Source organism: Tepidimicrobium xylanilyticum (assembly GCF_900106765.1).
GTDB classification, from domain to species: Bacteria; Bacillota; Clostridia; order Tissierellales; family Tepidimicrobiaceae; genus Tepidimicrobium; species Tepidimicrobium xylanilyticum.
The window spans coordinates 43,256-55,600 of sequence record NZ_FNNG01000016.1 but is presented as its reverse complement, the minus strand read 5'-3'; the positions used below and the strand labels follow the sequence as shown (position 1 = coordinate 55,600).

Below are 12,345 nucleotides of genomic sequence, written 5' to 3'. Positions count from 1 at the left end.
GCTATCTTTCTAACTTCATCATAATCTATAACTTCAGTTTCCTTATCTACTCCATAAGCTATAAAGTTAAAGTAGGTTCCTGAAATATTAACTGGGCTGCCATGGGTTAAGTGCCCACCTTGTGATAAATTCATGCCTAATACCTTATCACCAGGTTTTAATACTGCAAAATACACCCCTAGGTTGGCATTAGAACCAGAGTGAGGTTGAACGTTTGCATGCTCTGCACCAAATAATTTTTTCAACCTCTCAATGGCCAAATTCTCTACCATATCCACATATTCACAGCCTCCGTAATATCTCTTACTTGGATATCCTTCAGCATATTTATTGGTCAACTGGCTCCCCATTGCTTCCATCACCTGAAGGGAAACAAAATTCTCAGAAGCAATTAGCTCAATATGTTCCTGCTGTCTTTTGATCTCTAATTCTATAGTTTCCATTACTTCGGGATCAAAATTCTTTAAGTTTGCAAATTCCATAGTTTAAAATTCTCCTTTCATAAGAAATTCTTAACAAATCTGTTTTATTATATCTTCAATCATAGTATAATAAGGGTAAGTATGCTAATAACCCTTACTCATCTATTATATAGTTAATTTTTATCAATTACAATATTATTAATCCCTGTGGAGTGAATTTTATGCAGAAAGATATGTATATTGACAATTTCGATGCCAAAAAACTCCTTTTATTGGCAATCTTGGCAGGTAGAACTATGCTGAAAAATGGAGCTGAAACCTATAGAGCTGAAGATACCATTGAAAGAATATGCAAATCTAGAAAAGGTGTCCAATATGCAGACGCCTTTGCCACCACTACGGGAATTTTTGCCTCTCTGGAATATAACGGAGAAATGATAACTTATTTTATACGGATTAAATCTACTAAGATCGATTTAAACACTATTAGTCTAGTCAATGAATTCTCAAGAGAGTTTGTAAATTCTAACATGTCTATTGATGAAGGATTAGACAGACTTAGAAGAATAAATAGAACAAAAAACTACAAAGAAACCACAAAAGCTGTATTTGGTAGTTTAGCCTGCGCCTTTTTTTCTTTGTTATTTGGTGGCACCTTTAAGGATTTCATTTCCAGCTATATTGTAAGCTTAATAGTTTTAATATTGATTAATAAATTGAATGATTATAAATTAACTTTTTTTATAAATAATTTTATTGGTGCTGCCCTAGCCACTATTCTATCCATTCTATCCATTAAAATTGGCATAGGTAAAAATATGGACACAATAATAATTGCCTCTATAATGTCTCTTGTGCCAGGTGTGGCCATAACCAACGCCATGAGAGATACCATCTCTGGTGACTTTATATCTGGCCTATCTAGAACTATGGAAGCCATATTTTCTGCATTGGCTATTGCTTTTGGAGTAGGGGTTGTCCTAAATATGTATTTTAAGGGAGTGGTCAGATGACCCTATTAAAACTAATTATATTTGCTTTTATTTCCTCTATGGGCTTCGCCATATTATTCAGCATCCCAAAAAACTCCATACTTAAATCTGGTTTTATAGGTTCTATGGGATGGATGGTTTATTATATAATGTCCGATATATTAAACGATAGTATTATAAGCACCTTTTTTGGTGCCATTACAGTAGGTGCATTAGGTGAATTGTTTGCAAGATATTTTAAAAAGCCAGCAACCATTTTTATAATACCTGGAATAATCCCACTGGTACCTGGTGCTGGCATGTACTATACCATGTTAGCATTGATAGAAAAGGACTTTTCTATGGCAGCAAATAAAGGAACTGAAACCTTCTTCATAGCAGCTGCCATATCAATTGGCTTAATAGTTTCAACTTCATTATCAAGATCTATAAAGAGAGTTAAGGACAAAGGTTAATTCTGTTTAGTATATTTAACCATGGTTGTAATCAATTCATCTAAGATTTGGTCTCCTGCTGCCCCATCTAGATATTTCTTTAAGCAATCCTTCATATGGTTCTCTAATATGATTCCACCTACTGAGTTCATAGCGGAGCGAACAGCTGCAACTTGAATTAATATATCGCTACAGTATTTACCTTCTTCTACCATTTTTTGGATTCCCTTAACTTGTCCCTCAATTCTTCTCAATCGTTTTATTATAGCATCCTTATCCTGAGTTCCTAAAGTCAATCTAATTCCTCCTTTACAGTTCCTCCATAATTTTTACCATTTCCATTGCATTTTCATTTCTTTTCTTAATTGAGTTATCTATTATCCTCACTATAATAAAAGAAATTGTTAAAAATATAGTCCCCATTAAAAAACCTAAAATCTCATAGTAATCTAAACCAATAGATTTAAACAAATTTACTCCAATTAGGATTCCTCCTATTAACATGACGAAAGGAATCATATATACAATTAAAGCATACTTAATGATATTTTTAGATTTTGCCCTAATTTCCACAATATCTCCAACCTTAGCTCCAATTTGATTTTCCATATTAACTACTATATTTGGTGCGCTACAACCTCCACAACTGCTACATCCTCCACCACATCCAGCAATCCGTCTTACTTCTACTTCTGCCATATTACCCTTTATCCTTCTTACATAACCTAGTTGATCCACCCGAAACACCTCCAATCACTAAGTCTTTTATCACTTCAGCAGCAAGAATCAATCCTGCTACTGAAGGTACAAAGGAAACACTTCCAGGTACTGCTTTTCTAGTACCCTCTTTCTCCAGATTGATCTTAATAGGTTTTTCAGCTGACCATACCACCTTAAGTTCCTTTATGTTCCTCTTTCTCAATTCACTTCTCATTACTTTTGCTAAAGGACAAGTATGTGTGCTATAAATATCCCCAACTTGGAGCATAGTGGGATCTAATTTGTTTCCCGCTCCCATAGAAGATACAATAGGAATATTTGATCTTTTGCAGTTTTCAATTAAACTAATTTTAGCAGATATCATGTCTATTGCATCTATTACATAATCGTAATCTTTCGATAATAACCTTTCCTTGGTATCATTATTATATATATCCTTAATTGCAATTACGTCTAATTCTGGGTTTATATCTAATAATCTATTTTTCATAACCTCAACCTTTGGTAAGCCTACAGTTTTAGAGGTAGCGTGTATTTGTCTATTGATATTGGTTATATCTATTATATCATAATCTATAATAACAATGTTGCCTAAACCACATCGAACCAGTGCTTCTGCTGTAAAAGAACCTACCCCTCCTATACCAAATATAGCTACTTTAGACTTTTTAAGAATTTCCATTCCTTCTTTTCCCAACAACAATTCGGTCCTAATAAATCGACTATCCATTTTTACTCCTTTCAAACGAGTTTAATCTTCTAGATCTATTCTAATATGAACTTCTTTCAACTGCTCATCAGTAACCGTAGAAGGAGCACCCGTTAGTAAACATGTAGCTGATTGGGTTTTAGGGAAGGCTATAACATCTCGTATATTAGAACTATTGGTAAGGAGCATAACTAATCTATCAAATCCATAAGCTATACCTCCATGAGGTGGAGTTCCGTATTTAAAAGCTTCAATTAGAAAACCGAATTTATTCAAGGCTTCTTCTTCTGAAAAGCCTAATGCCTTAAACATCCTCTGTTGTAACTCTGGGTCGTTTATCCGGATGCTACCTCCTCCAATTTCGTCTCCGTTAATAACTATATCATAAGCCTTAGCTCTTACCTTCTCAGGTTCAGTTTCTAAAAGGTCTATGTCTTCATCCATAGGATGAGTAAATGGATGATGTTTTGCTACATATCTTCCCTCTTCTTCATCGTATTCAAATAGGGGAAACTCTGTTATCCACACTAATTCCAATTTTGAATCATCAATTATATTAAGCCTTCTAGCCACTTCATTTCTCAAATTGCCTAAACTATCAAGTACAACTTGAGCTTTATCTGCTACAAATAGGAGTAAATCTCCTTTTTCAGCTTCCATCCTATTTAATATGTTATTCAATTCATCTTCAGAAAGAAATTTACCAATAGGAGAAGATACTCCCTCTTCAATTATCTTTATCCATGCTAAGCCTTTAGCCCCAAAGGTTTTAACATAATCTTCTAAACTGCTTATATCCTTTCTTGAAAACTTATCACCATAACCCTTAACGTTGATTCCCCTTACTTGACCACCTGATTTTACGATGCTACTAAATACCTTAAATTGAGAGTTCCTAACTATATCTGTAATATTCACCAATTCAAATCCAAATCTTAAATCGGGTTTATCAACTCCAAATCTTTCCATGGCTTCCTTATAGGTCATCCTTTTTATAGGAAGTTCAATCTCTATACCCTTTAGTTTCTTAAATAGTCTGTACAACATCCTTTCATTTATCTCTAATACATCGTCTACATCTACGAAAGACATTTCAATATCTATTTGAGTAAATTCTGGCTGCCTATTAGCCCTTAAATCCTCGTCTCTAAAACATTTAACTATTTGGTAATACCTATCCATACCCGAAACCATCAAAAGCTGTTTCATCAGTTGTGGAGACTGGGGAAGAGCATAAAAATGACCTGGATTTACTCTGCTTGGAACTAAATAATCCCTTGCTCCCTCAGGTGTTGGTTTAGTAAGCATTGGAGTTTCTATTTCTACAAAACTATTCTCATCTAAAAAATCCCTTACTACTTTTGCTGCCCTATGCCTCATCTTTAAATTATTCTGCATAAATGGCTTTCTTAGGTCTAAATATCTGTATCTTAGCCTCATATTTTCAGAAACATTGTCATCGTCCTTTATATATATAGGTGGCGTTTCCGCTTCATCTAAAATTCTTAACTCCTCTGCCAGCACTTCTATCTCTCCTGTTGGAATATCCTTATTAATGGATTCCCTCTTCCTAACAAGCCCTTTTACAGCTAAAACATATTCGGATCTAACTATTTCTGCCTTTTTAAATACATCTTTAGATACGGTACTATCGAATACAATTTGACAAATCCCTGTAGTATCCCTCAAATCAACAAATATCAAAGAGCCTAAATTCCTTTCCCTTTGCACCCATCCCATCAAAACAACTTTTTCATCTATATGGGTTGGTCTTAATTCCCCACACATATGAGTTCTCCTTAAAGTCCCCATTTTTTCTCTCATATTATTACCTCCCTCTAAATTATAAAACCTCTCATCTCTGAATTTCAGGGACGAGAGGTTGATTCTCGCGGTACCACCCTAATTAGGTATATACCTCACTCAAATAGCATAACGCTCCACGCGAACAAAGGGTTAGTTAAACCCATTTGTTAACTCCAAGGTGTCTTCATTAAATATTAGCATCAGGTTTCCACCAGCCCTGACTCTCTATAGCTAAGGGATTTAATTACTCCTCCTCTTCATTGTTCCCTATGTTTTTTAATCATTATAAGATATATTCTTCCCAAAGTCAAGATAGGATAAGGGCCTTTCTGTTCACCATTTCTTCAACCCTTTCCAAATATTCTTCTAAGGATTTTACATTTGGTACCCTCTCAATCCTATCTTCTTCTGGAAAATAAATTTTAGATACTGCTCCCATTCCTAAACCAATTACAGTTTCTTTTTCCTCCATCATCTTAATATTATATATGCATTCCTTACCCTCTTTAGCATATCCTATATTTTCAAAATTACCCATGATTTGTTTTTGCCTATAGAGATAATAAGGAAGTAACCCCTTCTCTTTTGCAAAAATTTCAGTTTCCCTTAACATATCTTCAATTATATTTTGCCCCTTCATTTGATTCTTATATCTATCCATTGTATTAATAAATTTTGAACCCCTCTTAATAGATAAAGTGTGTACGGTCAAATTTTCAGGGCTTAATTTCCCTACGATATCCAATGTATATTGTATTTCCTTTAAGCCTTCAGAAGGTAAGCCAACTATTAAATCCATATTTATTACATCAAATCCTATTTCTCTAGCATCATAATATGTGCTAATTATATCTTGACTGCTATGCTGCCTACCTATTAGCTTCAAAGTACTATCATTCATGGTCTGAGGATTTATGCTAATTCTATCTATTCCATTTTCCTTTAACATCTTTAGCATACAATTACTTATTGTATCAGGTCTTCCAACTTCTACGGTAAACTCTTTAATGGTATCCTCATGAAAATTCTCATAAACGGCTTGTATAATCCTTTCTAACTGACTTGTAGAAATAGCACTAGGAGTACCGCCTCCAATATATACTGTTGTAATAGTCTTATTGGACATTATCTCTCCTACTCTTTCTACCTCATATATAAGCTTATCTATATAATCATCCACCTTATCCCTATACCTGTTAATATTTAAGGAAGGAAAGGAACAGTATAAGCATCTTGTAGGACAAAATGGGATACTTATATATAGGCTAAACCTATTGTTATCTAGTGGATATAGGTATTTACGCTGTTTTTTACCTATATCCAAAATCAATTGAGCCTTATTAAGATCTAATCTATATTCTTTAGTTAAAATACCAATTATTTCTTGATTTGATTTATTCTCATCTAGTAAATTATGAACAATCTTAACAGGTCTAATTCCAGTTAATATTCCCCAAGGTGCTTTAACATTAGAAATACTCAATAAAGCGTTATAAATACTTTGCTTAATTCCAATTCTTATCTTCTTTCTTATACTTGACTTATCAACCTTTACCTCATCTATGTCCACTACAGTGCTTTCTAAAATTAAATTGTTATCTTCGTAAATATCAGTCCTAGCCTCTAATTTACCATTTACTTCAGTTAATCTATTTACAACTAATAAACCTTTTTCATACTCATTTAAATCTTCTACAAATATTATTTCCTCATCAAAATAAAACACCTTTATTAGTTCGTATACTTCATTTACTAAATCGTGACCTACCAAATTGATATAAATCATATTTACTCCCCTTGATAATCTTTATAATAGTCCTTCATTATCCTTCTTATATAGGCTTTTGAAATGCCCAATTCCTTAGATATTTCATCTTTATCTAAACCTAATTCTATTAACTCGTATAAATCGTGTAAATCGATTCCATTTTTATCTCTATTAGAAAAAAACTTTAGTCTATTATTCAATTAAGCCACCTCCCAGAGTTAGCTTACCCTAAAAGATGGCTTTACATTCTATTGTTTTATAAAAGGATTGGAAGCCTTTTCATTTTTTATAGTAGATGAGGGCCCATGGCCTGGATATACTTTTGTATCATCTGGATATATTATTAAACGATTTTTGATTGAATCCATGATGGTTGCAAATGAACTCCTTGGGAAATCAGTTCTACCTATTGAGCCAGCAAATAAAGTATCCCCTGTAAATAGGCTATCGCCAATTTTTATGGTTATACCACCAGGAGTATGACCGGGAGTGTGGATGATTTCTGCCTTTAGATCTCCAAAAATTAGCTCATCTCCATCCTCAAGGAGTATATCCGCATTAAGCTCTATAGTACCCATTACCATAGTGGATGAAAAGTTAGCCATTCCATCCTTTAACATATATTCATCATCTTTATGAACTGCTACTGGTGCCTTAGTATATTCTCTAATTCCTTTGACGCCGCCAATATGATCTCCATGACCATGGGTAAGAATTATATATTTAATATTCAACCCTAATTCTTTTATATGAGACATGATATCATCTACATCTCCACCTGGGTCAATTACAATGCCCTCCTTACTATTTTCTGAATAAACTATATAACAGTTTGCAGCATAGACTCCTGCTGGTATCCTTATTACTTTCAATACTATCCCTCCTAAAAAACTTTTTTGCTATCTATTAATATGGTCACTGGACCATCATTAAGTATACTTACCTCCATATGAGCACCAAAAACCCCTTTCTCTGTCCTTATACCCTTCTCTCTGCATTTTTCAATAAATTGCTCATAAATTTCTTCTGCTAATTCTGGATAAGCTGAAGAAGTAAAGCTTGGTCGTTTTCCTTTTCTAACATCTCCATAAAGGGTAAATTGGGATACAACCAATAATTCTCCTCCAATATCCATTACGGATAGGTTCATTTTATTATTTTCATCTTCAAAAATTCTCAGCCCGAGGACTTTATCCACCATATATTCTAGATCCTTTTCACTATCATCTTCTCCCACCCCTAGGAAAACTAATAGACCTTTAGAAATTTCACCGACCACATTCCCTTTAACTTTAACATTAGCCTCTGCTACTCTTTGTACTACCGCTCTCATATATACCTTCCTTTCATTATACGGTTACTCTGTAAACATCAATTACACCTTTTAATCTTTTTATCTTTTTCATCAATTCCTTTAATTGTTCTATATCCTTAATCTCTAAAGTCATATTTATTATCGCCAACTTTTCCTTATTAGTTCTTGCATTTAATGCTAATAAAGATAGTTGGGCCTCCGTGATTTTTTGAGTAATCTCTGTCAATAGGCCTGGTCTGTCGGTTCCCTTAATTTGGATTTCAGCAGGATATTCCGCCCTTTCATCAGTATTCCAAAATACTTCTATAAACCTTTCCTTTCCTTCAATAGTTGTTAAATTAGGACAATCCTTTCTATGGACTGATACCCCTCTTCCCCTAGTAATATATCCAATTATATCATCTCCTGGTACTGGGTTGCAGCATTTGGAGAACTTTACCTTTATATTATCAACTCCTTTGATACTAACTCCTTGAGACCTATTTCTATCTCTTATAGGCAAAACTTGTTCATTGGCTTTTTCCATGAGAGTCTCAGAGTGTTTTTCCTTATGATTTTCATTAAAATACTCTTTTAGCCTTGACATGACCTGGGAAATAGTAATGCTCCCATAGCCTAAACTTGCATATAAATCTTCTGTAGTATTTAAACTAAGCTTATTTGCAATATTTTTAATCCATTCCTCTTTTAATATATCTGCTAACTTAAATCCCTGTCTTTTTATCTCCTTTTCTAATAGTTCTTTACCCTTTGCAATATTAGAATCCCTCTGTTCCTTTTTGAACCATTGGCGTATCTTGTTCTTAGCTTGGCTACTCTTTACAATCTTAAGCCAATCCCAACTTGGCCCACTACTATTAGCAGAAGTCAATATTTCAACTATATTTCCATTTTTTAGCTTGTAGTCTAATGGCACAATTCGACCATCTACCTTAGCTCCAACACAATTATGCCCCACAGCAGTATGAACCCTATAAGCAAAATCGATTGGTGTTGAGCCATTAGGTAGGTTGATGACGTCACCTTTCGGTGTGAAGACAAATACTTCATCAGAAAAGAGGTCTATCTTTATAGTCTCCATAAATTCTCTCGGATCTTTTAAGTCCTTTTGCCATTCTAATAGCTGCCTTAGCCAAGTTAACTTTTCATCAAAATTATCCGTCTTAACATTGCCTTCTTTATACTTCCAGTGAGCAGCAATTCCGTATTCTGCAGTCCTATGCATATCCCAGGTTCTAATTTGAACTTCAAATATTTCTCCTTCTGGCCCTATTACGGTAGTATGAAGGGATTGATACATATTAGGTTTAGGCATAGCAATATAGTCTTTAAATCTACCGGGAATAGGCTTCCACATTGTATGGACTATGCCCAGTACTCCATAACAATCTTTTATACTATCTACAATAATCCTTATGGCTGTTAAATCGAATATCTGCTCAAAACTTTTATTTTGATAAACCATCTTTTTATATATGCTATAAAAACTCTTAGGCCTCCCACTAATATCTCTAGGTATGTCCATCTCTTCCAATTTTTCATCTATTTCTTTTATTATCCTTTGAATATAAGCTTCCCTTTCTCTCCTGCGTTTAGATACCTTCTCCACTAAATCATAATAACCCTCTGGATCTAAATATCTCAAGGACAAATCCTCTAACTCCCATTTAATCTTTGATATCCCTAATCTATGAGCTAATGGAGCATAGATTTCCAAAGTTTCCAATGCCTTTTCCTTCTTCTTTTCCTCGCTCATATATTCTAAAGTCCTCATATTGTGGAGTCGATCAGCCAACTTAATTATTATTACCCTAATATCCTTAGCCATAGCTAATACCATTTTTCTTAAATTCTCAGCTTGATTTTCCTGTTTAGTCTTATATTTTAACCTTTTTAACTTTGTAACGCCATCCACTAAATTAGTTACTTCTTCTCCAAATTCTTTAATTAAAGTTTCATACGTTACATTAGTATCCTCCAGTACGTCATGAAGCAAGCCTGCAGCTATTGTCGTTCCATCCATGTTTAATTCTGCCAAAATCATAGCCACATTGAAAGGATGAACAAAGTAAGCTTCGCCAGAATTCCTAAGTTGCCCTCTATGTGAAGCTTCCGCAAAATTGTAGGCTTTAATAATTGTCTCTAAATTTATATAAGGGTTGTATTCTTCAATTCTTGATAGTAAATTTTCGATCATACGTTTCACCTATCTCATATTTGCACTGTTTTAATATTCAATAAATTTCAATTAACTGCGGATAGTTTGATTGTTAAATCACTAAATTACTTTTAATACTTCCTTTATAGTAAATAAAATATAACCGATTTTGCAATTATATTTTATAGCAATTATACCCCAAAATTTAAGTATTTTCATCAAATTCCTAAAAATATCTTTGTATAACTATCTATAATTATGTATTATAACCTGTAAGGTCTTATTTCCCATATATTCGTTAATATTAGGTGTATATACAATATCAATTGTTATTCTATTATCTATACCCTTATACATTTTATCCAATTCTTCCTTGCTAAACTTTTTAGATATTTTTCTTTCAAAATCTTCAATATTTCCAAAATACAAGCCATCTATGATTCTTCCTTCTCCAGTAACTAATAATAATTTTAATACATTATTATTCCTTCCAAGAATAAATCCTCTTTTTATGCCAATATTTTTAGCACCAAATAAGGGTTTTGGATTTCCTTTTCCAAAAGGTTCTAAAATCTTTAGTTCTTCCACAAGATTGAAATTAATATATTCTAAAGGCAATTGGATATCTATATATACTTTAGGAGTAAGGTCTTCTTCAGTTAAACTGGCTTGTCCATTTAATCTCTCTCTAAAATTATTTAAATTAGATTTTTCCAAAGATAATCCTGCTGCCATTGGATGTCCCCCAAAAATAGTTAAAAGCTCCTTCAACTTAGATATTTCTTCAAACATATTGTATTCCTCTATAGACCTGCCAGAACCCTTTATTTTACTTTCATCTTTTGACTGGGTCAGAAGAATAGTTGGTCTATAATACTTATCCTTTATTCTTCCAGCAATTATTCCTGCAATGCTTTCATGAACCTCCGGTTCATAAATGACGATTACCTTGTGTTCATCATATCCCTTCTGTTCTATCTGATTAATTGCTTTTTCAAATCCCTTTTCTGTCATTCTCTTTCTTTCTTCGTTTAATTTGTGTAATTCTTCTGCGTAATGATTTGCCAAATTTGAATCCTCTGTTAAAAACAGCTCGACTGCCATTTCTGCACTATCTAACCTACCAGAAGCATTGACGGAAGGGCCTAATATAAACCCTAACGAAAAGGTGTTTATTTCTTTCCCCTCTAGTCCTGTAGCCTTAATCAATGCCTTTAACCCAATATTCTTTGTATTATTTATCCTCTTAAGACCTTCTATTACTATTATACGATTTTCATCTACTAGGTCCACTACATCACAAACCGTTCCCATGGCTACAAATTCAAGTAGTTCATAAGATTCTTCGATATCTATATTAAACTCTTCATATAGAACTTGTATAAATTTAAATGCTACTCCAGCACCAGATAGATGCTTAAAGGGATATTTACAGTCCTTCCTTTTAGGGTTTATAACAGCATCTGCCTCAGGCAAAATGTATTTTTTTCTTCCCATACTATCTTCCATAAAACTTATATCATGGTGGTCAGTAACAATAACTTTTATGCCCAGTTCCTTTGCTAATTTCACCGCATCAAAAGCAGCTATACCATTATCACAGGTAATTAAAAGGTCAATTCCATCTTTTTTAGCCTCTTTTACAATTCTTTCATTTAAACCATATCCATCATTTATTCTGTGGGGGATTACATAATCTACCTTACCATTACACCTTCTAATACCCTTCAACAGGGTAAGGGTAGCTGAATTGCCATCTTGATCATAATCTCCAGCAATCCTTATTCTTTCACCTTTCAAAATGCTATCTTTAGCTATTCTAACTCCTAATTCCATATCCTTCATCAATCTTGGATTATAAAGCCTATCTAAGGTTGGACATATAAAATTTTCTATGGATTTCAAATCACTTATATTTCTATTAGCCAATATCTTGACCAACAATTTGCTTATTCCCAATTTTTCCGATATTAAGTCTAAATCTACTTTCGGATTCCTTAGATACCATTTTTCCAAAATAA

General features: G+C 33.5%; 12 protein-coding genes, 1 pseudogene and 1 other annotated feature. Of the genes and pseudogenes, 2 read left to right on the top strand and 11 right to left on the bottom strand.

Annotation, left to right across the window (positions count from 1 at the left end):
- Positions 1 to 482 (bottom strand): annotated as a pseudogene (locus tag BLV68_RS13475) (serine hydroxymethyltransferase); the annotation flags it as partial.
- Positions 483 to 643: 161 nt separating this feature from the next.
- On the opposite strand from BLV68_RS13475, the gene BLV68_RS13470 reads away from it, so the two are divergent.
- Both BLV68_RS13470 and BLV68_RS13465 read left to right on the top strand, forming a co-directional pair.
- A complete protein-coding gene (locus BLV68_RS13470; RefSeq protein WP_093754688.1) occupies positions 644 to 1,435 on the top strand; it encodes a threonine/serine exporter family protein in 792 nt (263 codons plus the stop codon).
- Positions 1,432 to 1,869, top strand: a complete 438-nt coding sequence (locus tag BLV68_RS13465) for a threonine/serine exporter family protein (protein ID WP_093754686.1) — start codon at positions 1,432 to 1,434, stop codon at positions 1,867 to 1,869. The genes BLV68_RS13470 and BLV68_RS13465 overlap by 4 nt, the downstream gene beginning before the upstream one ends.
- On the opposite strand, the gene BLV68_RS13460 is transcribed toward BLV68_RS13465, so the two are convergent.
- The 10 genes from BLV68_RS13460 to recJ all read right to left on the bottom strand — a co-directional run bounded on the left by BLV68_RS13460 (position 1,866) and on the right by recJ (position 12,340).
- Complete coding sequence (locus BLV68_RS13460) at positions 1,866 to 2,144, bottom strand: metal-sensitive transcriptional regulator (protein WP_093754684.1); 279 nt, start codon at positions 2,142 to 2,144, stop codon at positions 1,866 to 1,868. The genes BLV68_RS13465 and BLV68_RS13460 overlap by 4 nt on opposite strands.
- Before the next feature lie 13 nt (positions 2,145 to 2,157).
- Positions 2,158 to 2,586 (bottom strand): SoxR reducing system RseC family protein, encoded by a 429-nt coding sequence (locus tag BLV68_RS13455; RefSeq protein WP_093754682.1) that lies wholly within the window; start codon positions 2,584 to 2,586, stop codon positions 2,158 to 2,160.
- Positions 2,549 to 3,298: a tRNA threonylcarbamoyladenosine dehydratase gene (locus BLV68_RS13450; RefSeq protein ID WP_093754680.1), complete on the bottom strand. Its 750-nt coding sequence runs from the start codon at positions 3,296 to 3,298 to the stop codon at positions 2,549 to 2,551. Before BLV68_RS13450 ends, BLV68_RS13455 begins: the two co-directional genes overlap by 38 nt.
- A 21-nt stretch (positions 3,299 to 3,319) precedes the next feature.
- On the bottom strand, positions 3,320 to 5,101 hold the full coding sequence (gene aspS, locus BLV68_RS13445) for an aspartate--tRNA ligase (RefSeq protein ID WP_093754678.1): 1,782 nt from the start codon (positions 5,099 to 5,101) through the stop codon (positions 3,320 to 3,322).
- A 43-nt stretch (positions 5,102 to 5,144) separates the two neighbouring features.
- Positions 5,145 to 5,353 (bottom strand) — a binding site (T-box leader).
- 37 nt (positions 5,354 to 5,390) lie between these two features.
- Positions 5,391 to 6,869, bottom strand: coding sequence for a coproporphyrinogen dehydrogenase HemZ (gene hemZ / locus BLV68_RS13440; RefSeq protein ID WP_093754676.1), 1,479 nt, complete (start codon positions 6,867 to 6,869; stop codon positions 5,391 to 5,393).
- 2 nt (positions 6,870 to 6,871) lie between these two features.
- Positions 6,872 to 7,051: a hypothetical protein gene (locus tag BLV68_RS13435; protein WP_093754674.1), complete on the bottom strand. Its 180-nt coding sequence runs from the start codon at positions 7,049 to 7,051 to the stop codon at positions 6,872 to 6,874.
- Between the two features lie 48 nt (positions 7,052 to 7,099).
- The gene (locus BLV68_RS13430) at positions 7,100 to 7,723 is read right to left on the bottom strand and encodes an MBL fold metallo-hydrolase (protein WP_093754672.1); all 624 of its coding nucleotides are present in this window, start codon (positions 7,721 to 7,723) and stop codon (positions 7,100 to 7,102) included.
- 11 nt (positions 7,724 to 7,734) lie between these two features.
- Positions 7,735 to 8,184 (bottom strand): D-aminoacyl-tRNA deacylase, encoded by a 450-nt coding sequence (gene dtd / locus BLV68_RS13425; RefSeq protein WP_093754670.1) that lies wholly within the window; start codon positions 8,182 to 8,184, stop codon positions 7,735 to 7,737.
- 16 nt (positions 8,185 to 8,200) lie between these two features.
- On the bottom strand, positions 8,201 to 10,363 hold the full coding sequence (locus tag BLV68_RS13420; protein WP_093754668.1) for a RelA/SpoT family protein: 2,163 nt from the start codon (positions 10,361 to 10,363) through the stop codon (positions 8,201 to 8,203).
- A gap of 207 nt (positions 10,364 to 10,570) precedes the next feature.
- Positions 10,571 to 12,340, bottom strand: coding sequence for a single-stranded-DNA-specific exonuclease RecJ (gene recJ / locus BLV68_RS13415; RefSeq protein WP_093754666.1), 1,770 nt, complete (start codon positions 12,338 to 12,340; stop codon positions 10,571 to 10,573).
- Positions 12,341 to 12,345 lie beyond the last annotated feature (5 nt).

Coding starts and splice junctions, on each gene's coding strand:
- BLV68_RS13450 (WP_093754680.1), bottom strand. CDS start 3,298: ATGGATAGTCGATTTATTAGGACCGAATTGTTGTTGGGAAAAGAAGGA.
- dtd (WP_093754670.1), bottom strand. CDS start 8,184: ATGAGAGCGGTAGTACAAAGAGTAGCAGAGGCTAATGTTAAAGTTAAA.
- BLV68_RS13420 (WP_093754668.1), bottom strand. CDS start 10,363: ATGATCGAAAATTTACTATCAAGAATTGAAGAATACAACCCTTATATA.
- BLV68_RS13470 (WP_093754688.1), top strand. CDS start 644: ATGCAGAAAGATATGTATATTGACAATTTCGATGCCAAAAAACTCCTT.
- BLV68_RS13465 (WP_093754686.1), top strand. CDS start 1,432: ATGACCCTATTAAAACTAATTATATTTGCTTTTATTTCCTCTATGGGC.
- aspS (WP_093754678.1), bottom strand. CDS start 5,101: ATGAGAGAAAAAATGGGGACTTTAAGGAGAACTCATATGTGTGGGGAA.
- hemZ (WP_093754676.1), bottom strand. CDS start 6,869: ATGATTTATATCAATTTGGTAGGTCACGATTTAGTAAATGAAGTATAC.